This window comes from Pseudomonas acericola (SeqCode), from assembly GCF_053456465.1.
Genome location: NZ_JBRFJB010000004.1, coordinates 231957 through 257202 on the forward strand (window position 1 = coordinate 231957; position 25246 = coordinate 257202).

A 25246-nucleotide genomic window follows, 5' to 3' on the forward strand; every position below is an offset into this window, starting at 1 on the left:
CGGGTTGTGAGAGGGACAATTGAACTGAGGCCGTGGCGCTGGGCCACGGCCACAAGGGCTATCAGCGCTTGGTGTTGGAACGGATATTCCAGCCAAACTTGATCGCGCCGCCGTCTTTGGTGCCGTCGGCTTTCTGCGGCTGGTAGTCGACCATCACCTGGGCGAAGTTCAGGGTGACGTTCTCGGTCAGGCGGTCATCGGAACCCGAACCGCCGGTGCTCAGGGACGTGACCAGCACTTCTTCCAGGTTGATCACCATGTACTCGACCTGGCTTTCACCGCCGGCCTTGCGCACGGTGAGCTTGACCTTGTCGATATGCTTGCCGCTGGCGCAGTGCATCATCAGGTTCGGCGAAGCCTTGTCGACGTACTTGGTCAGCGACAGGTCCTGGATGTTCACCTTGCCTGCACCGCCGCCACCGCCCACGTGCATGTTGCCGGACTGGGCCATGCCCCAGCTCCAGTTCAACACGTCGATTTCGTCCTTGTGGGCCTTGTCCATGGACTCGCCCTTGATGTCGCCGATCTTGATGAAAATATCAACAGCCATGTTTTCTCCCTGTGTGGCGTGGGCCACGAAATTTGTTTAAGCCCAATGGGGCTTTGCTTTTCTGTGGGAGCTGGCTTGCCTGCGATAGCCTCACCGAGGTGTGACTGACACACCTCGGTGCCTGCATCGCGGGCAAGCCCGGCTCCCACAGAAGAGCTAGCTCATCTGTGGTTTAGGCGGATTTCGCCGAAGGCAGCTTCGATACCAGACGCAGCGACACGGTCAGCCCTTCCAGCTGATAGTGCGGGCGCAGGTAGAACTTGGAGTTGTAGTACCCCGGGTTGCCTTCCACTTCTTCCACGATCACTTCGGCCGCTGCCAACGGGTGCTGGGCCTTGGTGGTTTCGGTGGAGTGGGCCGGATCACCGTCCACGTAGTTGAGGATCCAGTCCTGCAACCAGCGCTGCATCTCGTCCTTCTCTTTGAAGGAACCGATCTTGTCGCGCACGATGCACTTCAAGTAGTGGGCGAAGCGGCAGGTGGCGAACAGGTACGGCAGGCGCGCGGCCAGGTTGGCGTTGGCGGTGGCGTCCGGGTCGTCGTATTCGGCCGGTTTCTGCAACGACTGCGCGCCGATGAACGCGGCGAAGTCGGTGTTTTTCTTGTGCAGCAGCGGCATGAAACCGTTCTTCGCCAGCTCCGCTTCACGGCGGTCGCTGATGGCGATTTCGGTCGGGCACTTCATGTCCACGCCACCGTCATCGGTCGGGAACGTGTGGGCTGGCAGGTTTTCCACTTCACCGCCGGACTCCACGCCACGGATGCGCGAGCACCAGCCGTAGTGCTTGAACGAACGGTTGATGTTCACCGCCATCGCGTACGCGGCGTTGGCCCAGGTGTACTTGGAGCTGTCGGCGCCGTCGGTGTTTTCTTCGAAGGCGAAGGCTTCCACCGGGTCGGTCTTGGCGCCGTACGGCAGGCGCGCGAGGAAGCGCGGCATGGTCAGGCCGATGTAGCGCGCATCTTCCGATTCACGCAGGGAGCGCCAGCCGGCGTATTCCGGGGTGGTGAAGATCTTGGTCAGGTCGCGCGGGTTCGACAGCTCTTGCCACGAGCCCATGCCCATCACGGTCGGCGAAGCCGCAGCGATGAACGGCGCGTGCATGGCGGCGCAGACTTTCGACAACTCGCCCAGCAGTTCCACGTCCGGTGGCGACTGGTCGAAGTAGTAGTCGCCCACCAGGCAGCCGTAAGGTTCGCCGCCGAACTGGCCGTATTCTTCTTCGTACATCTTCTTGAAGATCGGGCTCTGGTCCCACGCGGTGCCCTTGAATTTCTTCAGGGTCTTGTGCAGGTCCGGCTTGGCGATGTTGAGCACGCGGATCTTGAGTTGCTCATCGCTCTCGGTGTTGTTGACCAGGTAGTGCAGGCCACGCCAGGCGCTTTCCAGCTGCTGGAAATCCGGGTGGTGGATGATCTGGTTGACCTGGGCGGTGAGCTTGGCGTCGATGGCGGCGATGATCGATTCAATCGACTTGATCGCGTCGTTGGACACCAGGTCGGTCTGCGCCAAAGCCTGTTCAGCCAGGGTGCGCACGGCGGTTTCCACGGCTTCGCGGGCACGCTCGGTCTTGGGCTTGAACTCTTGCAGCAGCAGGTTGGCGAACTCGCTGGCTTCCTCGGTGGCGCCCAGGATCGGCGCGCCTTCGCGGGCGGTATTGTCACTCATGATTACTGCTCCCCTGCAGGCTTGGGCGCGCTGGCAAGTGCTTGCAGCAATGCCGGGTCCTTGATCGCCTTCATGATGATTTCTTCAGCGCCGGTCTTGCCGTCCATGTAGGTCAGCAAGTTGGCCAGTTGGGTGCGGGCTTCGAGCAGCTGGTTCAGCGAATCGACTTTGCGGGCCACGGCGGCCGGGCTGAAGTCGTCCATGCTTTCGAAGGTGATATCCAGGCTCAGGTTGCCTTCGCCGGTCAGCTCGTTGGGTACGTGGAACGCCACGCGCGGCTGCATGGCCTTGAGGCGCGAGTCGAAATTGTCCACGTCCACTTCGAGGAACTTGCGATCCGCCACCGGCGCCAGAGGCTCGGCGGGCTTGCCGGCGAGGTCGGCCATCACGCCCATCACGAAGGGCAGCTGGACCTTTTTCTCGGCGCCGTAGAGCTCGACGTCGTACTCGATCTGCACCCGAGGCGCGCGGTTGCGCGCGATGAATTTCTGAGAACTTTGCTTCGCCACGTTGCTGCTCCTGGTCGCTTGAGCGACGGTGTTGTTACTGCACGGCCGGGCGGTTTACTCGCCGTCCGGGCCGCGCAGGTTTTCAAATTGGGACATGCCGTCGGGAATCAGATTGCGCACGATCGCCGCAAAGTCGGCGTGCACCAGGTTCTTCGCCCGGTTCAACAGCACCGGCAGCGGGCTCGAAGGCTCGTGCCGGGTGTAGTACGCAAGGATTTTGTCGAGGCTGCGCAGCACGTCATCGCGGTTGGCGATATCGCCCAGTGGGCGCGGTGCTGCGGGGGCGGCGGCGGATTCGACCGAGGGGGCATTGTCTTCACTGACGGCCTCGGGAACGCTGCTGCCGGGTACGGCTTGATTGAGTATTTGCAACGCTTGCTTGAGCGGTTGCTTCAAGGCGCTGAGGTCCACGCCCTGGGCGGAACCGACCTGTTCGTTGACCTGTTGCTCGATGGCTTCGCAGGCCGCACGCGCGGCGCTCAACGCATCGCGGGTGGCTTGCAATTGCTCGGGGTCGCTGTCGAGGAACGCGGCGTTGAGCTGCTGGGCGCCGAGTTGTTCATCGGCAAACGACTGCAAGCCGCTGGCGTTCAGCGCCGCGCGCAGGCTCACCGGGCCGAAGGTGCGCGAGCGCGTGAGGATGCTTTCGCGCAGCAGGCGGATGTTCGTGTCGCACGTCAGGCCGGTGAGGGCGTTGATGCGTACGGTGGGGTCGTTATCGTCGTCGGCGTCCAGGCGCGGGTGCAGCTCGGCCCAGTAGTCACGCAGCAGTGCGTTGATCAACGAGAGGGCTTGCGCCAGCCCGGCTACACCCTGGAGGGCGAGGGCACTTTGCAGCAGGAAATGGGTGATGCGCAGGTCTTTGCTGCGCTGCAGCAAGTCGAGGCTTTGCTGCTGGATGTCGCGCCATTGCGGTGGCTCAGCGGGCAGGATCGAGTCGCCCATGCTGCGCTCGGGTTGGCCCTTGGCGGCACGCTCTAGTTGAAGAAAGTCCGCGTCATATTCCATGTCTTCGCCACACGGCGAATTCGCGGAAACGGCGGCGAGCAGCAACGGCACATCCACTGAATTTGATCTCCTTATCAGCCCGTTAGATGGCGGGCAATGCATGCATTAGTTGCGCGAGGAACTTTGCATGTTTTCTCGGTCATATATGCAAGATGCCACTAGTGTGCCATCACGCCTATCTGAGAAGTTGTGCATTTTTGGTGTAGTACTTATGCCTTGTCAAGGTAAGCTATTCGCCCTCTGTGACAGATGTGCGGTGCTTAACAACTCTGCGCGACTGGTGGGTCTAACGACGTACCGGGACAGGATTTTTGTCATGGAGCCCGGTTAAGATCAGCAATTGTGCGGGTGTTGCAAGGTTTTACGGTGGGTTGCACGACCTTATGGAGAGACTTTCTGGAACTAACGTCCAGGAAGTAGAGCGCGCGCGAAGTATCAGCAAGGAGGCAAGATGTCGCTGTGTTTGACTATCACTAGTTATCACAAGATCACCCCAGGTCAATGTGCCGAAAAGTCCATGGATCAGGGCGTGATGGCTATTGGCCGCAGTTTAGATAATGACTGGGTATTGCCTGACCCTGAGCGCCTCGTCTCCTCGCAACATTGCGTTATTCAATACAAAGATGGCCGTTATTATTTAACCGATAACAGCACCAACGGTGTGGAGTTGGTGAACGCCGGTATTCGCCTGCGCCGGGGCAACAGCGAGCCCCTGCAACATGGCGAGTTGATCCGCATCGGTGATTACGAGATCCAGGCGCGTATCGACTTCAACGTGCAGGCCAGCGACAGCCAGCCCTTTGCCGCCGATGCAGCGAACAGTTTTGAAGCGCTGATGGGCGCCGTGGCGAACAAGCCGGTGATCGCGCCGCAGTTCCAGAGCGCCTCGTCGATGGACACCCTGCCGGACCTGTTCGACTTCCTCAGCCCCAGCGCCGTACCGCCGCCGACCGTGGCCGATCATGTGCCCAGCGAGCAGCACGACTTCCGCCCGCCGACCCCCGTTGCCGTCGAAAAACCCGTGGCCTCGGCGTCGGTGATCCCGGATGACTGGGACCTGTTGGCCGACGCACCCGCGCCCGTCGCTGCGCCGGTTATCCAGCCGCCACCGGTGGTCGAAACCCCGCCCCAAGCCGACCTGCTGCAAGCCTTCCTGCGCGGTGCCGGCCTTGACCAACTGCGCCTGGACACCGCCGACGCCGCCGCCCAGATGGAAAGCATCGGCCGCAGCTACCGCCTGATGGTCGAAGGCCTGATCGACGTGTTGCGTGCCCGCGCCAGCCTCAAGGGCGAGTTCCGCATGCAGCAGACGATGATCCAGCCCGCCGAAAACAATCCGTTGAAATTCGCCCCCAACGCCGACGAAGCGTTACTGCTGCTGCTTCGCCACGGCAACCAGGCGTTTATGGCGCCGGATGCCGCCGTGCGTGACAGTTTCAACGACCTGCGCGCCCACCAACTGGCAGTGATGGCCGGGGTGGAAGCGGCGATCAAGCACCTGCTCACGCGCTTTGAGCCGGCGCAACTGGAAGAGCGCATGGGCAAGCCCGGCGGCTTGTCGAGCCTGTTCAACGGTTCGCGCCAGGCCCAGTACTGGCAGCAGTTCACCGAGCTCTACAGCAATATTTCCCGCGAGGCCCAGGACGATTTCCAGGACCTGTTCGGCCGCGAATTCAGCCGCGCCTACGAAGACCACAGCGCACGACAGCGTCGCTAAAAACCGCACGACATGGATTTAACGGATAGCTAAGTACGTCATTGAGGACGCAGGATGATTCCCAGGTTTTTACTCGCAGTCGCCACCGTGCTGCTGCTGACGGCGTGTGCCAAAGACGCCGTCGTGCCCGCCGCGGCCCCGGAGGTTGAAGCGGACACCGCGGCCATCGAGTTGCACTTCCACGCCATCAGCGGGCTCAACCCCGGCGCCAACGGCCAGGCCGCGCCGGTGCGGGTGCGCATCTTCGAACTGAAAAACGCCGCCACCTTCGCCCGTTCCGATTACTTCGCCCTGGCCGACCGCGCCCAATCCACCCTGGGTCTGGACCTGCTCGACCAGGACGAAGTGGTGGTGCAACCCGGCCAGCAATTGAGCATCCAGCGCGACCTCGACCCCTCCACCCGCCAGATCGGCCTGCTGGTGGGCTACCGCGAACTGGACCGCGCGCAATGGCGCACGGTGATCAACGTGCCCGCGCGCCAATACACCGAATACCAGATCAGCCTCGATGTGCGTGCCGTGCGCGCCGACGTCGTGGCCTCCCCATCCAGCCCAGCCCAATAACAAGCAATCGGAGCCCCCATGTCCTGGAACAATCGCGTGGTCTGGTCGGAAGGCATGTTCATCGGAACGCAGCACTTCCAGCAGCATGACCGTTACCTGGAAAACCTGATCGACGCCCGCAGCCGCCCGTTGTCCGCTGGCAGCTGGGGCTTCTCCGAGCTGCTGATCGACCAGGGCCTGCTGGCCCAGGGCAAGCTGGCCATTGTCTCGGCACGCGGCCTGTTGCCCGATGGCACGCCGTTCAATATCCCCCAGGATGACCTGGCGCCGAGCCCGCTGAATATCGACGACAACCTGCGTGACGGCCTGGTCTACCTGGCCTTGCCGCTCAAGCGCGCCGGCGCCCGTGACACCGTGGACGAGGGCGAAGCCCTGGAGGCCGCGCGCTACGTGAGCCAGGTGCGCGAAGTGCGCGACGATAACGCGCCGTTTGAAAACCGCGCGCCGGTGGCCGTGGGCTCCCGCGCCTTGCGCCTGCTGACCGCGCAAGACGGCATCAGCGATTACGCCGCCATTGGCCTGGTGCGCATCAAGGAAAAACGCGCCGACCGCGCCCTGGTGCTCGACGACACGTACATCCCGCCAGTCCTGAACGTGGCCGCAAGCAAACCGCTGGCGGCCTTTCGCAGCGAACTGCTGGGCCTGCTGCACCAGCGTGGCGAGGCCTTGGCGGGCCGCGTGGTCGCGTCGGGCGCCGGTGGCGCGTCGGAGATTGCCGACTTCATGCTGCTGCAACTGGTCAACCGCGCGCAGCCGCTGCTCCAGCATTTCAACCAGTTGAGCCCGCTGCACCCGGAGCGATTCTTCAGCGAACTGGTGAGCCTGGCCGGCGAGTTCTCGACCTTCTCCACGGCGGGTCGGCGCCCGCAGGAATACCCGCAGTACCAACACGACGACCTGGCCCTGAGCTTCGCCCCGGTGATGCTGGCGTTGCGTGAAGCGCTGTCGATGCTGATCGACAGCAAGGCCACGCCGATCCCGATTGTGGAGAAGGCCTACGGCATTCACGTGGCGATGCTGGCCGACAAAACCCTGCTCGACAGCGCCAGTTTCATCCTCGTGGTGCGCGCCGACGTGCCCGCCGAAACCCTGCGCGCACGCTTCGGCCAGCAAAGCAAAGTCGGCTCGGTGGAGCACATCCGCGACATGGTCAACCTGCAACTGCCGGGCATCAGCCTGCTGCCGTTGCCGGTGGCACCACGGCAGATCCCGTATCACGCCGGCTCCACCTATTACGAGCTGGATCGCGGCAGCGAGCACTGGCAGCAACTGAATAATTCCGGCGGTTTCGCCTTCCATATCGCCGGGCAGTTCCCGGGCTTGAACCTGGCCTTCTGGGCGATCCGAGGATAATCCGCGATGCACCCCAACGATGACGACCGCACCCAGTTCATGCCGCGCCCCGGTGGCCGTGCGCCGGAACCTGCGCGTGCCGAACCTGCGCCTTTGTCGGTGCCGGCCGCGCCGATGCTCACCGGCAAAAGCCAAGGCCTCAACCCCCTGGAAAGCGCCGCCGGCCCGTTGCTGGCGCTGCTGACACGCCTGCGCAACACCATCGCCCACCCGGCGCCGGCCAGCCTGCGCGCGCAATTGCTGGCGTACCTGCGCCAGTTCGAAGAGCGCGCCGAAGCTTCAGGTATTGCCCGCAACGAAGTGCTGCTGGCGCGTTACGCGCTGTGCACCGCCCTCGATGAAGCGGTGCTGAGCACGCCGTGGGGCAGCACCAGTGATTGGGGCAAGCAGAGCCTGTTGATCACCGTGCACAACGAAGCCTGGGGCGGCGAAAAAGTCTTCCAGTTGCTCGACCACTGCCTGCAAAGCCCACGGGAACGCCTGTACCTGCTGGAGCTGTTGTACCTGTGTTTGTGCCTGGGTTTCGAAGGTCGTTACCGCGTGATGAGCGACGGCCGCAGCCAGTTGGAAGCCTTGCGCGAGCGCACGGCGGCAGCGATTCGCAGCGCCCGTGGCGAGCACGAGCGTGAGCTGTCGCCGCATTGGCGCGGCGTGACGGTGGCGCGCGATCGCCTGGCGCAATTCATGCCGCCGTGGATCACCGTGGCCATCGGCGTGGCGCTGTTGCTGGCGCTGCTGTTTGGCTTGCGCCTCAAGCTGGCGGCGGATGCGGAGCCGGTGTTCAAGAATATCCATGCCCTGGGCGAGATCCCGGTGCAGGCCATCGACCGTCCCGTGGCGCAGCCGAAAGTCATCGAGCGGCCACGCCTGGCGGGCTTTTTGGTGGACGACATCAAGGCCGGTCGGGTGGCCGTGGAAGATGCGGTGGACCGCTCCGTGGTGACCATTCGCGGTGATGAACTCTTCGCCTCCGCCAGCGCCAGCATTGTCGATGACTACCAGCCGCTGATGCTGCGCATCGCCGATGCCATCCGCAAAGTGAAAGGCCAGGTGCGCGTCACCGGGCACAGCGACAACCGCCCGATTGCCACGCTGCGCTTCCCGTCCAATTGGGCGCTGTCCGAGGCGCGGGCCAAGTCGGTGCTGGATATCTTGGCGGCCAAGACCGGGCAGGGCGAGCGCTTCAGCGCCGAAGGGCGCAGCGACACCGAGCCTGTCGCCACCAACAGCACAGCCGAAGGCCGCGCCCGCAATCGTCGGGTTGAAATCACCGTATTGGCGGAGGGCGTCGAGTGAAGGCGTTGTTCAGTTTCATGATTCGCTGGGTGATCCCATTGCTCGGGCTGATCGCCCTGAGCCTGATCATCTGGTTTGTCGGGCCGTTGCTCGACGTGTTGGTGCCCGAAGGGCGCCGCTGGGCGCTGATCATCCTGGTGTTCGGCGTGTGGCTGGCCTACCGCGTGTGGCGCATCGTCCAGGCGCAGCGACAAGCTGCCGAAGTGATGCGCAGCCTGGCGGCCGAAACCCCGGCTGACCCCAACAGCGTGGCCACCGCCGAAGAACTCAGCACCCTGCGCCAGCGCATGGACGAGGCCCTGGCCCTGCTGAAAAAAGCCAAGCTCGGCGGCGATGAGCGGCGCAACCTCTACGAACTGCCGTGGTACGTGATCATCGGCCCACCGGGTTCGGGCAAGACCACCGCGCTGGTCAATTCCGGCCTGCATTTCCCGCTGGCTGCGCAGTTGGGCGCTGGCGCGGTACGTGGCGTCGGCGGTACGCGCAACTGCGACTGGTGGTTTACCGACCAGGCCGTGTTGCTCGACACCGCTGGCCGCTACACCACCCAGGACAGCAACACCACGGTGGATAAAGCCGCGTGGCTGGGCTTTCTCGACCTGCTGAAAAAGCAGCGTTCGCGCCGGCCCATCGACGGTGCGTTCATTGCCATCAGCCTCTCGGACCTGCTGCTCGGCACCGATGCCGAACGCGCTGCCCACGCTGCTGCCATCCGCCTGCGCATCCAGGAGCTGTACACCCAGTTGGGCGTGCGTTTCCCCATCTACCTGATGCTCACCAAGCTCGACCTGGTGCCGGGCTTCATGGAGTACTTCGACAACCTGAGCAAGGAAGAGCGCGCCCAGGTGTGGGGCATGACCTTCGCCCTGGATGACGGCAAGAACAGCGACAGCCCGCTGGCCCACCTGCAAAGCGAATTCGCCGGGCTCGAACAACGCCTCAACGAACGCCTGGTGGAGCGCCTGCAACAGGAACGCGACCCGGCGCGGCGCGACCTGATCTACGGCTTCCCGCAGCAGTTCGGCGCGTTGAAAGATTGCCTGCAAAGCTTCCTCGAAGGCGTGTTCAAACCCAACGCCTTTGAAGAGCGCGTGCTGCTGCGCGGGGTGTACTTCACCAGTGGCACCCAGGAAGGCAGCCCGATTGACCGCCTGATCGGTGCCATGGCGCAGAGCATGAACCTCGACCGCCAGCACCTGGCACGCCAGAGCGGCACCGGGCGCAGTTACTTCATCGAAAAACTGTTCACCGCCGTGGCGTTTGCCGAGCGCGGGCTGGTGGGGGTGAACCCCAAGGTCGAGCGGCGGCGCAAGTGGATTGCCCGGGGTGTGCTCGCGGCGACCGTGGCGTTGGTCGTGGTGGTCAGCGGCCTGTGGTGGGTGAGCTACCGCGCCAACCAGGCGTATATCGCCCAGGTCGATCAGAAGGTCGCGCCGTTGGGCCAGGCCGTGCAGAACCTGAGCCCGGCGCAACGCGACATCCTTGCTGTATTGCCATTGCTCAATGCGGTGAAGAACCTTGCGGGAGATTCACCAAGCTTTTCCGAAGGCCTGGGTTTGTATCAGGGCGACATGCTGGAAGCCGAGTCGGCCAGCGTCTACCGCAAGCTGTTGATCGCCGTGTTCGCGCCGCGTTTGGTGACGCGGATCGAAGAGCAACTGCACGGCGGCGGCAATTCCGACTTCCTCTACGAGGGCCTCAAGGCCTACCTGATGCTCGCCGACAGCGAGCATTACGACCCGGACTTCATCAAGGCCTGGATCGCCCTCGACTGGGACCGCAACCTGCCCCGCGACTTGCCGGCGGATCAGCGCCAGGCTCTGGCCGGGCACTTGCAGGCGCTGTTCGAGCGTCATCCGCCGACTGCGCGGCTTGATCCGCGCTTGATCGATGACCTGCGCCGCCAACTGCAACAACTGCCGGTGGCCCAGCGCGTGTACGACCGGGTCAAACGCCAGAAGCTGCCCGAAGGCATCCCCGATTTCCGTCTCAACGAAGCGGCGGGTCGCGATGCGGCGCTGGTGTTCAGCCGTAAAAGTGGCAAGCCGTTGGGCGAGCCGCTGAGTGGCTTCTTCACCGCCAAGGGTTATCGCCAGGCGTTCCTGCTGAGCAGCCTGAACCAGACCGGCACCCTCGCCGAAGAGCAATGGGTGCTGGGCCATGAGCAGGCCGATCAGCAGAACGTGCTCAGCCTCGCCGGGGATGTGCGCCGCCTGTACTTCCAGGACTATCAGCGCCAGTGGGATGCGCTGCTCGCCGACATCGACTTCGTGCCCATCACCAGCGTGGCCCAGGCCGCCGATGTGCTGCGGGTGATTTCCGGGCCGACCTCGCCGCTGAAAAAACTGCTGGTGGCGGTGGCCAAGGAAACCGATCTGCAAGCCGAAGAACGCCAGTTGGCGGCCAAGGGCGTGCCGGTGGAAGGCGGCGTGGACAAGCTCAAGGAGCGCCTGGGCAACCTGCTTGGCCAGGAGCAGCCGAGCGCCAATACGGCGCCGGCAACGGATGATCCGGTGACGGCGCACTTTGCCGAACTCAACAGCATCGTCAGCAAGAACGACGGCGAACCGGCGGCCATCGATGGCCTGCTGGCCGATATGAACGCGCTGTATGTGCAGGTCAACGCCATGGTCGGCGCCAGCGGCGATGCATTGCTCGGCGAGGCGAAGAACCAGGCGGCGGCTGCGGCCACGCGGGTCAGCCTGAATGCCGAACGCCAGCCGCCGCTGGTGCAGGGCATGGTCAAGTCGGTGGTCAATTCCACCACCAACAGCATGATGGGCGGCGTGCGCAACCAGTTGAACGCGGCGTGGATGAGCGAAGTGGTCAACGTGTATCGCCAGTCGCTGGCGGGTCGTTACCCGATGTCGCCGGGCAGTGCGCGGGACGCGACGCTGGATGATTTCGGCATGTTCTTTGGCGTCGGCGGGGTGATGGACAACTACTTCCGCAAGTACTTGCAGCCCTACGTGGACACGTCCGCGCAGACCTGGCGCTGGCAGCCGGGCGCGGCGCAGAAGCTCGGGATTGCACCGGGTGTGCTGCAAACCTTCCAGCGTGCCGCGACGATTCGTGATGCGTTCTTCCGCGCGGGCGGCACCCAACCCATCGTGCGTTTCGAACTCAAGCCGGTGTCGATGGACCCGACCATCACCCAGTTCCTGCTCGACCTCGACGGCCAGCAACTGAGCTACGACCACGGCCCCAGCCGCCCGGTCGCCATGCAATGGCCGAACCCCGGCAGCATCGGTGTGGTGCGCCTGTCGATCATGCCGCCGGCCGCCAGTGGCCGTTCGGGCGTGACCCTGGATGGCCCGTGGGCGTGGTTCCGCCTGCTGGAGCAATCGGACCTCAGCGCCGGCAACTCGCCGGACCGCTTCAACCTGCGCCTGCGCGTGGATGGCGCAAGCATCGCCTACGAGTTGCGCGCCAACAGCGCGTTCAACCCGTTCAAGAGCCGCGTGCTCAGCGGCTTCAGCCTGCCGGAGCGGTTATGACGACGGTGGGTTTCTACGGCAAGTTGGCCAGCCGTGGCGACTTTGTCAGCCGCGCCTTGCCCCAGAGTTTTGTCGGCCCGTGGGACAGCTGGCTGGCGGCGGGTTTGCTCGCCAGCCAACAGCGCCTGGGCGGCGACTGGCTCAACGTGTACCTGGTCAGCCCGCTGTGGCGCTTTGTGCTGGCGCCGGGCGTGTGCGGGCCGGATGCGGCGACGGGCGTGGTGATGCCGAGCATTGATCGGGTCGGGCGCTATTTCCCGTTGGCGGTGGTCACGTTGCTCGACCACGACACCAATCCGGCGTCCCTCGTCGGTGGGCCGGACACCTGGTTTGAGCAGGCCGAAGAGCTGCTGCTCAGCACCCTCGACAGCGGCGCGACCTTTGAAGGCTTCAACGCCGGCATCGATGCGCTCGGCGTGCCGCTGACCGAACCGCGTGCGGTGGACAGCCGTTTCGCCGGCCTGCAACGGGTGCCCGCGACGCTGCCCCACGGGCGCATGACCGCGCTCGCCGAACAGGCCTGCGAAGGTTCCAGCCTGTGGTGGGGGCGCGGTTCTGAACGGATTGCTCCAGGTTTATTGCGGTGCCAGGGCTTGCCTGCCACCGACGATTTTGCGCAGTTTTTGCTCGGACAAGAAGGTGTGGTGTAGATGGGCGCGACGTACAAATCCGCGAGCAAAAGCCATGTGGGCATGGTGCGCCAGGTCAACGAAGACGCCTGTCTGGACCTGCCGGAAAACCGCCTGTGGGTGGTCGCCGACGGGATGGGTGGGCATGCGGCGGGGGATTACGTCAGCAGCCTGATCGTCGATAGCCTGCGCATGGTGCCGCTGGGCCGCTCCCTTGAGGAGTACTCGGCGGCATTGCGCAACGACCTGATCCGCATCAACGCCGCCGTGCGCGAGGAAACCGCCAACCGTGGCGTGACCTTGATGGGCAGCACCGTGGTGCTGCTGGCTGCACGCGGCTTGCGCGGCGTGTGCGTGTGGGCCGGCGACAGCCGCCTGTACCGCCTGCGCGACGGTGTGCTGGAGCGCATCTCCCGCGACCACAGCTACGTGCAAGACCTGCAAGACAGCGGCCTGCTCAGCGAAGCCGATGCCCGCGTGCACCCGCGCGCCAACATCGTCACCCGCGCCATTGGCGTCGAAGCGCAGCTGGAGCTGGCAGTGATCGACCTGCTGATCGCCCCCGGCGACAGCTACCTGCTGTGCAGCGACGGCCTCAACAAGACCGTCGAAGACCACGAAATCCGCGAGGTGCTCAGCCACGACGCACCGGACGAAATCGTGCGCAGCCTGGTGCACCTGGGGCTTAACCGGGGCGCGCCGGACAACATCACCACGATCGTCGTGAAGGTCTCGGCATGAATATCCTGATCCCCGGCTACGACATCCATGGCGAGATCGGCGAAGGCGCCATGGCCAGCGTGTACCTGGCGACCCAGCGCTCGCTGGAGCGCAAGGTGGCGTTGAAGGTGATGGCGGCGGCGCTGGCGGCGGACCCGCAGTTCTGCGAGCGCTTCCTGCGCGAGGGCAAGACCCTGGCGCGCCTGTCGCACCCGCACACGGTGACCATCCATGACATCGGCAACGTCGGTGAGCTGTATTACATGGCCATGGAATACCTGCCCAACGGCACGCTCAAGGAGCGCATCGCCGCTGGCATGACCCCGGAGCAGGGCGTGACGCTGATCCGCCAGATCGCATCGGCCCTGGGTTATGCCCACGCGCAAGGCTTGGTGCACCGTGACGTCAAGCCGGCGAACATCCTGTTCCGCGCGGACGGTACGGCGGTGCTGTCGGACTTCGGCATCGCCAAGTCCCTGGACGACCGCACCCAGTTCACCCAGGCCGGTTTTGCCGTGGGCACGCCAAGCTATATGAGCCCGGAACAGGCGCGGGGCCAGGAGATCGATGGCCGCGCCGACCTGTATGCGCTGGGCGTGGTGCTGTATGAAATCCTCGTCGGCAAGCTGCCCTACAGCGGCACCGACGCGCTGTCGACGGCGCTGGCGCACCTGACCGAGCCGTTGCCGGAATTGCCGGTGCACCACGGCCGTTATCAGAACGTGCTGCGCAAGCTGTTGGCCAAGGACCCGGCGGAGCGTTTCCCGGATGCGGCAGCGTTGTTGCTGGCGCTGGATCAATTGCCGATGGATGCGCCGGAGGCCACCTTGGTGCGGCCGCTGCCGATTCCGATGAGTTTTGATTTGGCGGGGATCACGCCGGAGTCCATCGAGATCCCCACCGACAAACCCCAGCCGCTGCGCCAACCGGTGGTGCCGCCGACCCAGCACAGCGAGCAGCGCCGTGGCCCGGTGTTGGCGCTGGCGGCGGTTGCCGTGGCAGTGGCGTTGGCGATTGGCGGTGCCAGTTATTGGTGGTTGAGCGGCAGTGATGCACAGGTTGCCAAACCGCCGGTTGCGGCCGTGCCTACCGTGACCCCGCCGCCCGTTGCCGAAGTGGACGGCGGCCAGCGCCCGTTGTTGATGGCGGGCAAGAAAACCCTGTTCCAACGTGTGCTGAGCAAACCCGGCGCCAAGCTTTCCGCTGACGCCGGCAGTGCGCCGGGCAAGGCCTTGCCGGCGTTCTCCGTGCTCTACGTGTACCAGCGCAAGGACGTCGACGGCAGCCCGTGGGTGCGTGTCGGCGCCGCCACCGATGGGCGCAGCGACGGCTGGTTGCCGGCGGCCCAGGTCAGTGACTGGAAGCAGAGCCTGGTGCTCAAGTTCACCGAGCGCTCTGGCCGCGCGCCGGTGATGTTTCTGCGCCAATCGGCTGAGGTGGAAAAACTCTTGGCCGATCCCGCCGCTGCCAAGGGCGCCTTGGCCAAGGCGCAGAAAAACAGCGACGACAACAGCCAGGTCCTGGCCCTGGAACCGACCGCCAGCGCCGTGCCGCAGAACCAGTTCTACCTGTTGCCGATCTTCGACTCCAAGGAGAGCTTTGACGAAAACGGCCAGCCGGTGCAGTTGCTCAATGTCGCGTCCATCGACCCGGGCACCCGCGCCGCCAAGCCTGTGGCGAATGCCGATGCGTTCCGCACTGCCGTGGTGTTGGTGGTCGATACCACCGTGTCGATGCAGCCCTATATCGACCAGGTCCGCGACGTGGTGCACGAACTGCAAACCCGCATCGCCGAGCGTGGCGAGTTGGACAGCGTGAGCTTTGGCATGGTCGGTTTCCGCAGCAGCGTGAAAAAGACGCCGGGCCTGGACTACGTGTCCAAGACCCTGATCACCCTGGATCAAGGCCGCGACCCGCAGCGCTTCCTCGACATGGCGCGGCAGGTCAAGGCGTCCACCGTCTCCAGCCATTCGTTCAACGAAGACGCGTTTGCCGGCGTGATGCAGGCCGTGGATGGCATGGATTGGTCGGGCTACGGCGGGCGCATCATCCTGCTGGTCACCGACGCCGGTGCGCTGCGTAAGAACGACCCGTTCGCCGCCACCCAGATGAACGAGGCCGAAGTGCGCCAGGCGGCGCTGGGCAAGCAGATCAAGATCTACGCCCTGCACCTGCGCACCGACGCCGGCAAGGCTACCCACGCCGGTGCCGAGAGCCAATACCGCATCCTCACCGCCGACGCCAACCCGCAGATCGGCGACCTCTACACGGCGGTGCCGGGCGGCGATGTGCGCAAGTTGGGCCAGCGTGTGGATGAGATCGGCACCGTGTTCGCCAACCTCGTGCACCAAGTGCGCAGCAACACGCCACAGCCGTCGCCGTTGCTGGGCAGCGCGCCGAGCCTGGCGGACAAATCCGCAGCGGTCGGCTATGCCATGCACATGGATTTCCTCGGGCACAAAACCGCGAGCCAGGCGCCGCAACTGGTCAGCGCCTGGACCGCCGACCGCGACCTCACCAACCCGGCGCTGCCGGCGTTCCAGGTGTGCGTGATGCTGACCAAGTTGCAGCTCAACGACTTGCAGCAGTCGCTGAAACTGATTGTCGATGCGGCGCGCAAAACCCAGAGCTCGCCGAAGGATTTCTTCCAGGAAATCGCCAGCGCCTCCGCCTATATGAGCCGCGACCCGCAAGCCTTGCGCAAGGGCGGCAACCTGGCGGATGGCGGCCTGCTTGGCGAGTACCTGGAAGGCCTGCCGTACCGCAGCAAGTCGCTGAACATGAGCCAGGATTTGTGGCTGTCGTTGAGCGTGGCCGAGCAGGAAGACTTTATCGACGAGCTGGATTCGAAAATCCGCCTTTACGAAACCTTCCACAACGACCTGGCCAACTGGGTGCGTTTCGGCGACGCCGAGCCGGGCGACGCGTTGTACCGCGTGCCGTTGTCGACGTTGCCGTGATGCTGGACCTGAGCGCGGTGCACAAGAGCCGGGGCGTCGGTAGCCAGCGCTATAGCCTGGTGATTCCGGCGCTGCATTTGCGTGCGGGTGAGCAAGTGGCGATTGTCGGGCCGAGCGGCTGCGGCAAGAGCACCTTGCTGGATGTGCTCGCGCTGGTATTGGCGCCGGATCAGGTGGGGCGGTTTGCATTCCATCAGCAGGACATTGCCGGGCTATGGCGTGCGGATCAGCAATCGGCCTTGGCGGCGCTGCGCAGCCGGCATCTTGGGTATGTGCTGCAAACCGGTGGCCTGCTGGGCTTTTTGGATGTGCGCGGGAATATCGCGTTGTCCCGGAAACTGCTGGGTTTGCCGGATGACGGCAGCGTGGCGCGCTTGGCTGAGCAGCTGGAAATCAGCGACCAGTTGGCCAAGAAACCCGCCGCATTGTCGGTGGGCCAGCGCCAGCGCGTGAGTTGTGCGCGCGCCTTGGCCCACGCGCCGCAACTGCTGCTGGCGGATGAACCCACGGCGTCCCTTGACCCGTTGAATGCCGAACGCGTGATGCATGCACTGTTGGCCCAGGCCCGCGAACATCGCGCCGCCTGTGTGATCGCCACCCATGACGAACCGCTGGCCCGCGCCAGTGGCTTGCAGGTGCGGCGTATCAGTTGCCGCCGCGATGCCGACGGCGGCGTCACCGCCACCCTTGGGGAGGCGTGCTGATGCGCATCGCTTTGGTGGCGTCCCTGGCCTGGCAGGACTACCGCAATGACGCGTGGCTGTCGGCGTGTTCCGTGCTGGCACTGGTGGCGGTGATCGCGCCGTTGCTGGTGTTGTTCGGCCTGAAATTTGGACTGGTTAGCAGTTTGACCGAACGTTTGGAAAACGACCCCGCTACCCGTGAAATTATTCCGCTGGGCGGTGGTCGATTCAGCAGCGCATTTATCGAGCAGTTGGCGGAGCGCAGTGATGTGGCCTTCGCGGTCCCGCGTACGCGGCAGATTGCGGCGACGGCGCAGGTAGGCGCGTTGACCTTGGAGATGCTGCCGACGGCGCCGGGTGATCCGCTATTGAGCGGTCTGCCGATGCCCCAGGGCCTCGATCAGATCGTGCTCAGCCACACCGCCGCCGAAAAGCTCGCGGCGCGGCCCGGGGATTGGCTGGAAACGCTGTTTGCGCGGCAAGTGGCGGGGCGCACCGAGGCGCAGCGCACGCGCGTGCAGGTGCTGGCGGTGTTGCCGCTGGAGGCTTTTGCCCGTGACGGTTTGTTTGCCGATCTGCGGCTGTTGGAAGCGGCGGAAGATTATCGCGACGGCCGAGCGGTGCCGGCGTTGGGTTGGACGGGTGAGGCGGTGAGTGAGCAGCGGATCTATCCGGCGTTTCGCTTGTATGCCCGCAGCCTCACCGATGTTGAAACATTGCGGGTGTTTTTTGCCGGGCAGAACCTGTTGGTGTCGACCCAGGCGCAGACCATCGCCCAGGTGCAGTCGTTGAGCCGCAACCTGTCGATCGTGTTCTGGGTGATCTGCGGCTTGGCGTTGGCGGGGGCGTTTGCGGCGATCTTCGCCGGGGCGCTGGCGGCCGTGGTGCGCAAGCGCCGGGAATTATCGGTGCTGCGCCTGTTGGGCTTTTCCACCGGCGGGCTGTTGCTGTTTGTGGTGTTGCAAGCGCTGTACAGCGCAGGTGTTGCCGCCGTGCTCAGTGCCGGGCTGTATGGCCTGGCCGAGGCGGGTTTGAATCAACTTTTCGTGCAGGTGCCGGGCGAGTACGCCAGCCACCTGTTGGCGCGTCATTACGGCCTGGCCCTGGTTGCAGTCATGGGCGTCAGCGCCGTGGCGGCGCTGTGTGGTGGTTGGCGAGTGGCGCGGATCCAGGCTTCTGAAGGAATCAGAGATGTATAAGTTACTGGGCGCCGCCGTGGCGCTGAGCTTGGCCTCGATGGCCTGGGCGGATGAAGCGAGCGATAAACTCGATAATCCAAAACCCTTGGAAGGCGACGTCAGCCTGCCGTTGCCGTGTGACGGCAACATGGTGTTCCGCTACGCCTACGTGCTGGCCCAAGGCACCTTGGACGACCGCGAGATCAGCCTCGGCTACCCCTTTGCCGAGGGCGAGGCGGGTTATCAACAGTCGTTTATTTCCGGCTACCGCCGCGACTTTATCAACGGCCAGTTCACCCTCAAGGACCTGCCCAAGGCGTGGAGCAAAGTCATCACGCCTTTGATGCCGAAGACCGACGCCAAGACCCCGCTCAAGCCGATGCTGTACTTCATCGGCAAGTACGAAGTGACCGCCCGCCAGTACGCCCAGGTCATGGCCCAGGCGCAATCCTTGGCGAGCGGCGAGCCGGCACCGGCCTGCGATGCGCCCAGCGGCATGGCCGGGCGATTGCCCAAGGTGAAGCTGTCGCGCTTTGAAGCGGAGCGCTTCTCGGCGGTGTACAGCGCGTGGCTGCTGAAATACCACCGCGACCTGCTGCCGGTGAGCGGGCGCGGTTCGTCGGCGGAGGATGGCGGCGTCGGGTTTGTGCGTTTGCCCACCGAAGTCGAATGGGAATTCGCCGCGCGTGGCGGCCAGGCGGTGAGCCGTCAGGACCTGGAAGGGCGCCTGTTCCCGCGCCGCGCCGAAGGCAGCGACAGCGACGGCCCGCTGGGCGACTACGCGGTGTTCAACCAAGTCGCGGGCGGCACTGGCCAGGCCGCGCGCCTGATGCCCATCGGCACCAAACTGCCCAACCCCATCGGGATGTTCGACGTGATCGGCAACGCCGCCGAGATGGTCCAGGAATCCTTCCAGCTGGTGCACGCTGGACGTCGCCAGGGCACCTACGGCGGCTTTGTGGTCAAGGGCGGCAACTACCTGGAAGGTGAGGGCACGCTGTTTACCGGCATGCGCCGCGAGTACCCGTTGTTTGGCGCCGACGGCACCGAGCAAAGCAACGAGACCACCGGTTTTCGCGTGGCGATTGGCGCGCTGTCGGCGCCGCGTTCGCGCTACAAGGAACTGTTTGCGCAGTGGCAGAAAGAAGGCCGCCTGGCCGCCCTGACCGACGCCATCGACGACGCCCAGGACCCGACCAAACGCCTGGACAGCATCATCGCTGCCAGCGCCGATCCCAAGCTGCAAGCGGAGCTGGGGCTGGTCAACGAAGAGCTCAAGCGCAACGTCTCGCTGATCGCCCAGCAACGCGAAGAAGCGGCGGGCAACCTGATCCAGTCGGCGGCGTTGGTGGCCGAAACCATCGGCAACTACAACATCCGCCTGGCCAATTTGCAGAAGAGTCGCCAGCAGGCCGTGGACAACAAGGATGAGGCCAGCGCGCAGCTGTTTGCGATGGCCATCGTCAACGGCCGCAGCGCCCTCGACGGCGCGGTGGCGATCTATATCGACAACCTGGCCACCGGCACGCGCTACACCGATGCGGTGATCCAGGCGCAGTTTCAACGGATCAAGGAAGAGTTGGATCGCAAGCCGGTGCTCGGCAAGAGCCTGGTGACGCGCGCGACACTGTTCGTCCGCCATGTCGGCAACTACCGCAAGCAACAGCGGGCCGACCCGGCGACGATCTTGAAGGAATTGCTCGCAGCGAGCGGTCAGCGATGAGCGCTGGCTGTATGGCGAGCTTGGAAGGGACTCAGGCGGCGGTGGGCCGTGCTGGGCAAGTCAAACTTAAAAGAGAACACACCTATGCGTTTTTCCCGTAAGGCGGTTTCCAAGCGTCACTTGTTGTTGATCGCGGCCGGCTTCAGCACCGTGCTGACCGGTTGCGCCACGTCGCCGGCGTCCAAGGTCGCGTCGAGCACCAAGGTCGAGTACTACCCGAACTGCTACGAGCCGGTGCAGCACCTGCGCAGCACCGATTCGGACATGACCAAGTCGGTCGTCACCGGTGCCGCCCTCGGCGCGGCCGGTGGTGCACTGCTGGGCGCCCTGACCGGCGACTCCGACAAGCGCGGCCGCAACGCTGCCATCGGCGCAGCGGGCGGCGCCCTGGCGGGTGGCGCGGCGGGTTACTACACCGAGCGTCAGAAGCAGATCAGCGATGACAACCAGCGCATTGCGTCCTACGCCACCGACGTCAACAAAAGCGCGTCCGACATCGACCGCAGCACCGCCTACGCCAAGGCGTCGCAGCAGTGCTACCAGAGCGCGTTCACCAAGCTGGTCAATGACCGCAAGGCCAAGACCGTCAACGACACCGAAGGCCGCAAGCGCCTGGCGGAAATCGTCGCGGGACTGAAGGAGTCCAACGACCTGATCGTTGCGGTCAACGGCAAGGCCGCCGAGGACCTGAACAACTACAACCAGGCGTACGAAAAAGACCTGCAACAGGTGAGCGTGCAGCGTGCTGACGTGGTCACCGTGGCCACGGCCGACACCGCAGCGGTGGCCCCACCGGCGGGCAAAGCCAACAAAGGCAACAAAGTCGTCAAGCCACCGAAAAAGCCACCACTGCCAGTGGTGCCGCGTGAAGCCGTCGATACCGAGAAAAGCTTCCAGACCGTGAAAGTCAGCCAGGCTGAAAGCAAGAAGGTCGCCAGCGCCGGTAAAGCGCAGATCGAAGGCACTTGCCGCGATCCGAACCTGACCGACTGGGCGCCGGTACCTTGCCCTAACGTTTAAGTAACATGCTGCTATAAGCGTCAAACGCCAGCCGATCTTCCGTTAAAGCGCTAGATCGGTGGCGTTCTTTTTGCAAATCGTTAAACTGCTGCGGCCACTCAATAATTACCCGAGGCCGTGTGCATGAAATTTCGTCTTCTCCTGTGGGTGCTGGGCCTGATGATGGGCAAAGCCAGCCGCAGCAATCCTGCCTTCCAGCAACAGCTGGGCGATAAAGACCTGGCCTTCCAGTTGCAGACCCTCGACGGCAAGGTTGCCCGTCACTTCATCGTCAAAGACCAACGCATCACCAGCCGCTCGGGTGTTCACCCGGCGCCGGCGTTTGCGATTGCGTTCAAGGACGCCGCCTACGGCTTCGCCACGATGCAGGCGAAGAACAAGCAACTGGCGTTCATGACGGGGATTCAGGACAAGTCGATCCAGATCAAGGGCAACCCGGCGCTGGTGATCTGGTTCCAGGGGTTGACCAAGTATTTGAAGCCGAAGAAAAAGAAGTAGGGCCGAGGCCAGCTTTTGTGGCGAGGGAGCTTGCTCCCGCTGGGCTGCGTAGCGGCCCCAAAATCTTGGGAGCGCTGCGCACTCCAGCGGGAGCAAGCTCCCTCGCCACAGTGTTTAGGCTTGGCTGAACTGCGAGGCCAGTTCGCGCAACAGCACTTCGGCGTCCAGCACCTTGCCCACCACTTCCTCTGCCTTGTCCCGGGTCAGGCCCAGGCGCTCAAGCAGTGCATCGGGAATGGCTTCGTCCGGCCCGGAGCCAATGCCATGGCTGCGCAACAAGCGCACCGCCAGGCACACCAGGTTCGGGTACTCAGCGTATTGGCCGTCGTAAGTCGGGTCGTGCTGGAAGCGCAGGGCCGTGGACAACTCGTCCGGCATGTCCCAGTAGCGCATCAGCCAGGCGCCGATCTGCTCACGGCTGATGCCCAACAGGTGCTGTTCCACGTAGCTGTGGCACAGGTGCGGGTTGACCTCCAGGTGGCGGCAGATCAGCGAGAAGTGCGGCGGGAACACGTGGGCCAGCAGCAGGTAGCCAAAGTTGTGCAGCAGGCCGGCGAGGTAGGTCAGGCCGGCTTCCGGGCGCTGGGCGCGGGGCATGGCACGGGTCAGGCCTTCGATCACGGCGGCGGTGTAGATCGACTGGTGCCAGTACGGCGTGGACTGGTGCGGGTGGTCCTTGGGCAGGCTCAGGGTCTTGCCCAGGGCCAGGCCCAGCGCGAGGTTGATCACCAGGTCGAAGCCCAGCACGCGGACGATGGCGTCTTCCACTGAACGAATTTTGCCCGGCGAGGCGTAGTACGGCGACGCGGCCCAGCTCACTACTTGGGCGGCCAGGGCGGGGTCGGTTTCCACCACGCCGGTGATGTCATCGATGGTGGCGTTGGGGTCGACGCGCAGCTTGATGATCTTTTGCGCGGTGTCGGCCAGCGGCGGAATTTCGATGGTCGCTTCCAGGCGCTGCTGGATGCGGCGGGCGGTGAAGGCCTGCATCGCCTGGGTGATTTCCTCACGGTCATCATTGGGGCGGTCGAGGTTCGGGCGGATGTTGCTCAGGGGCTCGCCGAACTGGGCGGCGCTGGCCTTGGTGAGCATGCTTTTGAAGTGCTCGCTGGCGATCTCCAGCAGCAACCCGGCTTCACCCGAATGCACCAGCAGGCTCGGTTCGTTGAGCAGGCTACCTTCGTACAGGCACGGCGAGCTGGTCAGCGCCGGCAAGCCGGGCAGCAGGGCCAGGTCGTGCTTGCCCAGCATGCGTTCGACGCGCTCCGGCGACACGGCGGTCAGGCGGCGCCCGGTGAGCTCGGCGAGGCGGTTGAGGTCGAGCAGTTGGTTCTGCGGGAACAGCACCATCAGAGCGCCCACCGCATCTTCCAGCAACACCGCTTGAACCTTTCGTGCAGGGTTCAAACCCGGGTGTTCGGCGACTTCCGTGTAGGGGATGGCGAGCTTTGCGAGCAGAGCCTGAATGACCGGCGGGGCGGTCAGCGGGGCTGTGGCGAGGGCAACTTCTGACATGGCCTGATCCAATTTCTTACAGTCAACGGAGTATAACCAGCTTGGTACAGCTGTTGGTCGTATAAGTGAGTCAGGCGTCACACTTGGCCGTATTGCTGCCCATGTCGGAGCCAGCGGTCCAGCAGTGGGCTGACATGTTCCGGCCAGCGTTCCAGCAAGGCTTGCGCGGCGTCGCGCACGGCGGGCAACAGGTCGGCGTCGCGCATCAGGTCGGCGACCTTGAATTGCAGCAGGCCGGTCTGGCGCGTGCCGAGCATTTCGCCGGGGCCGCGCAGTTCGAGGTCTTTTTCGGCGATGACAAAACCATCGTTGGTTTCGCGCATGATGCCCAGGCGCTGGCGACCGATTTGTGACAGCGGCGGGTGATACAGCAGCACGCAATGGCTGGCGGCGCTGCCTCGGCCAACACGGCCGCGCAATTGGTGCAGTTGGGCGAGGCCCAGGCGCTCGGGGTTTTCGATGATCATCAGGCTGGCGTTGGGCACGTCCACGCCGACTTCGATCACGGTGGTGGCCACCAGCAGTTGCAGGTTGCCGGCCTTGAATTCGGCCATCACCGCGGCTTTTTCCGCAGGCTTCATGCGGCCGTGGATCAGCCCGACCTTGAGCTCGCCAAGGGCGCTGGTGAGGTCTTCATAGGTGGTTTCGGCGGCCTGGCAGGTCAGCTCTTCGGACTCTTCGATCAGCGTGCACACCCAGTACGCCTGGCGGCCTTCGGCACAGGCGCCGCGCACGCGTTCGATCACTTCGACGCGGCGGGTGTCGGTGACCAATACGGTGTTGACTGGCGTCCGGCCGGGGGGCAGTTCGTCGAGGATCGAGGTGTCGAGGTCGGCGTAGGCGCTCATCGCCAAGGTGCGTGGGATCGGCGTGGCGGTCATGATCAGCTGGTGCGGGTTCATGCGTCCGCCCACGCCTTTCTGGCGCAGGGCCAGGCGCTGTTGTACGCCGAAGCGGTGCTGTTCGTCGATGATCACCAGGGCCAGGTTCTTGAACTTTACTTCGTCCTGGAACAGCGCGTGGGTGCCCACCACCATCGGTGCGCCGCCGGCGATCTGCTCCAGCGCGGCTACGCGGTTCTTGCCCTTGAGCTTGCCGGCCAGCCACGCGACTTCCAGGCCCAGGGGTTCGAGCCAGCGCTTGAAGGTGATGAAGTGCTGCTCGGCGAGAATCTCGGTGGGTGCCATCAAGGCGACTTGGTAGCCGGCTTCCAGCGCTTGCAGGGCGGCGAGGGCGGCGACTACGGTCTTGCCGGCGCCCACGTCGCCCTGGATCAGGCGCAGCATGGGTTCTTTTTGGCTGAGGTCGTAGGCGATTTCATTGCCGACGCGCTGCTGCGCACCAGTCGGCGCAAAGCCGAGGTTGGCCAGGTATTGCGCAGGCAGCTTTGTGGCCTTGGGCATTGCGGGCGCGCGCAGGGAACGCATGCTTTCGCGCAGGCGTTGCTGGGACAGTTGGTGCGTCAGCAGTTCTTCAAAGGCCAGGCGATGCTGGGCCCAGTGATGACCGAGGGCTAGCTCGTCCACATCGGCGTCGGCCGGCGGGTGATGCAGGTAGCGGATCGCATCGTCCAGCGGCGCCAGTTGGTAGTCGCGGGCCAGCTCCAGCGGCAGCCAGTCGGGCAGGCTTTTCGGGCCGAGCATGGTCAGGGTCTGCGTGCACAATTGGCGCAGGCGCTGCTGGGTCAGGCCTTCGGTGAGCGGGTAGATCGGGGTGAGGGTGGTGTCCACCGGCGGCGGTTCGTCGCCGGTGATGGCGCGGTATTCCGGGTGGTAGATCTCCAGGCCCGATGCACCGGGGCGCGCTTCGCCGTAGCAGCGCACGCGGGTGCCGCGCTTGAGGCCTTCCTTCTGCGCGTTGCTGAAATGGTAGAAGCGCAGGCTCAGGCCGCCGGTGCCGTCTTGCAGGCGCACCACCAGGCTGCGGCGCTTGCCCATCACCACGTCGGCACCGCTGACGGTGCCTTCGACCACCGCATCCTGCCCAGGGCGCAAATGGCCGATGGGCACTACGCGGGTGCGGTCCTGATAACGCAGGGGCAGGTGGAACAGCACGTCCTGGAGGTTCTCCAGGCCGACCTTGGCCAATTTCTCGGCCATGGCTTCACCGACACCCTTGAGTGCCGTCACCGATACCTGCGACAGCTCAGTCATACGC

General features: G+C 64.5%; 19 protein-coding genes. 13 read left to right on the forward strand and 6 right to left on the reverse strand.

Features of this window, described 5'->3' with window-relative positions; genetic code table 11:
• Positions 1-61: 61 nt before the first annotated feature.
• The 4 genes from ACU688_RS17295 to tssA all read right to left on the reverse strand — a co-directional run bounded on the left by ACU688_RS17295 (position 62) and on the right by tssA (position 3793).
• Entirely contained in the window at positions 62-550 is a 489-nt protein-coding gene (locus tag ACU688_RS17295) for an Hcp family type VI secretion system effector (protein WP_017735732.1), read from the reverse strand.
• 172 nt (positions 551-722) lie between these two features.
• Complete coding sequence (tssC, locus tag ACU688_RS17300) at positions 723-2219, reverse strand: type VI secretion system contractile sheath large subunit (RefSeq protein WP_448185728.1); 1497 nt, start codon at positions 2217-2219, stop codon at positions 723-725.
• A gap of 2 nt (positions 2220-2221) precedes the next feature.
• On the reverse strand, positions 2222-2728 hold the full coding sequence (gene tssB, locus ACU688_RS17305; RefSeq protein WP_003195557.1) for a type VI secretion system contractile sheath small subunit: 507 nt from the start codon (positions 2726-2728) through the stop codon (positions 2222-2224).
• A gap of 54 nt (positions 2729-2782) precedes the next feature.
• Positions 2783-3793, reverse strand: a complete 1011-nt coding sequence (gene tssA, locus ACU688_RS17310; protein ID WP_448185729.1) for a type VI secretion system protein TssA — start codon at positions 3791-3793, stop codon at positions 2783-2785.
• A gap of 394 nt (positions 3794-4187) precedes the next feature.
• Here tssA and tagH point away from each other — a divergent pair, with 394 nt between their 5' ends.
• The 13 genes from tagH (at position 4188) to ACU688_RS17375 (ending at position 21574) form a co-directional block, all read left to right on the forward strand.
• Positions 4188-5453 (forward strand): type VI secretion system-associated FHA domain protein TagH, encoded by a 1266-nt coding sequence (gene tagH / locus ACU688_RS17315; RefSeq protein WP_448185730.1) that lies wholly within the window; start codon positions 4188-4190, stop codon positions 5451-5453.
• 54 nt (positions 5454-5507) lie between these two features.
• The gene (gene tssJ, locus ACU688_RS17320; protein WP_448185731.1) at positions 5508-6017 is read left to right on the forward strand and encodes a type VI secretion system lipoprotein TssJ; all 510 of its coding nucleotides are present in this window, start codon (positions 5508-5510) and stop codon (positions 6015-6017) included.
• An 18-nt stretch (positions 6018-6035) separates the two neighbouring features.
• Positions 6036-7370, forward strand: coding sequence for a type VI secretion system baseplate subunit TssK (gene tssK, locus ACU688_RS17325; protein ID WP_448185732.1), 1335 nt, complete (start codon positions 6036-6038; stop codon positions 7368-7370).
• 6 nt (positions 7371-7376) lie between these two features.
• Complete coding sequence (locus ACU688_RS17330; RefSeq protein ID WP_448185733.1) at positions 7377-8666, forward strand: DotU family type VI secretion system protein; 1290 nt, start codon at positions 7377-7379, stop codon at positions 8664-8666.
• Positions 8663-12163, forward strand: coding sequence for a type VI secretion system membrane subunit TssM (tssM, locus tag ACU688_RS17335; RefSeq protein WP_448185734.1), 3501 nt, complete (start codon positions 8663-8665; stop codon positions 12161-12163). The genes ACU688_RS17330 and tssM overlap by 4 nt, the downstream gene beginning before the upstream one ends.
• A complete protein-coding gene (gene tagF, locus ACU688_RS17340) occupies positions 12160-12813 on the forward strand; it encodes a type VI secretion system-associated protein TagF (protein ID WP_448185735.1) in 654 nt (217 codons plus the stop codon). The genes tssM and tagF overlap by 4 nt, the downstream gene beginning before the upstream one ends.
• On the forward strand, positions 12814-13533 hold the full coding sequence (locus ACU688_RS17345) for a PP2C family protein-serine/threonine phosphatase (protein ID WP_448185736.1): 720 nt from the start codon (positions 12814-12816) through the stop codon (positions 13531-13533). It begins immediately after the preceding gene.
• Positions 13530-16472 carry a serine/threonine-protein kinase gene (locus ACU688_RS17350; protein WP_448185737.1) on the forward strand — a complete coding sequence of 981 codons (2943 nt, stop codon included), beginning with the start codon at positions 13530-13532 and terminating at the stop codon, positions 16470-16472. The genes ACU688_RS17345 and ACU688_RS17350 overlap by 4 nt, the downstream gene beginning before the upstream one ends.
• Complete coding sequence (locus ACU688_RS17355; RefSeq protein WP_448186025.1) at positions 16472-17176, forward strand: ABC transporter ATP-binding protein; 705 nt, start codon at positions 16472-16474, stop codon at positions 17174-17176. The genes ACU688_RS17350 and ACU688_RS17355 overlap by 1 nt, the downstream gene beginning before the upstream one ends.
• Positions 17176-18354 (forward strand): ABC transporter permease, encoded by a 1179-nt coding sequence (locus ACU688_RS17360; protein WP_448185738.1) that lies wholly within the window; start codon positions 17176-17178, stop codon positions 18352-18354. Before ACU688_RS17355 ends, ACU688_RS17360 begins: the two co-directional genes overlap by 1 nt.
• Positions 18347-20056: a formylglycine-generating enzyme family protein gene (locus ACU688_RS17365; protein WP_448185739.1), complete on the forward strand. Its 1710-nt coding sequence runs from the start codon at positions 18347-18349 to the stop codon at positions 20054-20056. The genes ACU688_RS17360 and ACU688_RS17365 overlap by 8 nt, the downstream gene beginning before the upstream one ends.
• Positions 20057-20140: 84 nt before the next feature.
• Positions 20141-21076, forward strand: a complete 936-nt coding sequence (tagQ, locus tag ACU688_RS17370) for a type VI secretion system-associated lipoprotein TagQ (RefSeq protein WP_448185740.1) — start codon at positions 20141-20143, stop codon at positions 21074-21076.
• 123 nt (positions 21077-21199) lie between these two features.
• Entirely contained in the window at positions 21200-21574 is a 375-nt protein-coding gene (locus ACU688_RS17375; protein ID WP_017735747.1) for a hypothetical protein, read from the forward strand.
• Positions 21575-21688: 114 nt separating this feature from the next.
• Here the strand turns inward: ACU688_RS17375 and ACU688_RS17380 are convergent, their stop codons facing one another.
• Positions 21689-23089: an aminoacyl-tRNA deacylase and HDOD domain-containing protein gene (locus ACU688_RS17380; RefSeq protein WP_448185741.1), complete on the reverse strand. Its 1401-nt coding sequence runs from the start codon at positions 23087-23089 to the stop codon at positions 21689-21691.
• Between the two features lie 77 nt (positions 23090-23166).
• Positions 23167-25242, reverse strand: coding sequence for an ATP-dependent DNA helicase RecG (gene recG / locus ACU688_RS17385; protein WP_448185742.1), 2076 nt, complete (start codon positions 25240-25242; stop codon positions 23167-23169).
• Between the last annotated feature and the right edge of the window lie 4 nt (positions 25243-25246).

Bases quoted from the DNA above. Each gene is read 5' to 3' on its own strand.
- tssK (WP_448185732.1), top strand. From the start codon at position 6,036: ATGTCCTGGAACAATCGCGTGGTCTGGTCGGAAGGCATGTTCATCGGA.
- ACU688_RS17330 (WP_448185733.1), top strand. From the start codon at position 7,377: ATGCACCCCAACGATGACGACCGCACCCAGTTCATGCCGCGCCCCGGT.
- tssJ (WP_448185731.1), top strand. From the start codon at position 5,508: ATGATTCCCAGGTTTTTACTCGCAGTCGCCACCGTGCTGCTGCTGACG.
- recG (WP_448185742.1), bottom strand. From the start codon at position 25,242: ATGACTGAGCTGTCGCAGGTATCGGTGACGGCACTCAAGGGTGTCGGT.
- tagQ (WP_448185740.1), top strand. From the start codon at position 20,141: ATGCGTTTTTCCCGTAAGGCGGTTTCCAAGCGTCACTTGTTGTTGATC.
- ACU688_RS17295 (WP_017735732.1), bottom strand. From the start codon at position 550: ATGGCTGTTGATATTTTCATCAAGATCGGCGACATCAAGGGCGAGTCC.
- ACU688_RS17350 (WP_448185737.1), top strand. From the start codon at position 13,530: ATGAATATCCTGATCCCCGGCTACGACATCCATGGCGAGATCGGCGAA.
- ACU688_RS17375 (WP_017735747.1), top strand. From the start codon at position 21,200: ATGAAATTTCGTCTTCTCCTGTGGGTGCTGGGCCTGATGATGGGCAAA.
- tagH (WP_448185730.1), top strand. From the start codon at position 4,188: ATGTCGCTGTGTTTGACTATCACTAGTTATCACAAGATCACCCCAGGT.
- tssC (WP_448185728.1), bottom strand. From the start codon at position 2,219: ATGAGTGACAATACCGCCCGCGAAGGCGCGCCGATCCTGGGCGCCACC.
- ACU688_RS17365 (WP_448185739.1), top strand. From the start codon at position 18,347: ATGTATAAGTTACTGGGCGCCGCCGTGGCGCTGAGCTTGGCCTCGATG.
- ACU688_RS17345 (WP_448185736.1), top strand. From the start codon at position 12,814: ATGGGCGCGACGTACAAATCCGCGAGCAAAAGCCATGTGGGCATGGTG.
- ACU688_RS17355 (WP_448186025.1), top strand. From the start codon at position 16,472: ATGCTGGACCTGAGCGCGGTGCACAAGAGCCGGGGCGTCGGTAGCCAG.
- ACU688_RS17360 (WP_448185738.1), top strand. From the start codon at position 17,176: ATGCGCATCGCTTTGGTGGCGTCCCTGGCCTGGCAGGACTACCGCAAT.
- ACU688_RS17380 (WP_448185741.1), bottom strand. From the start codon at position 23,089: ATGTCAGAAGTTGCCCTCGCCACAGCCCCGCTGACCGCCCCGCCGGTC.
- tagF (WP_448185735.1), top strand. From the start codon at position 12,160: ATGACGACGGTGGGTTTCTACGGCAAGTTGGCCAGCCGTGGCGACTTT.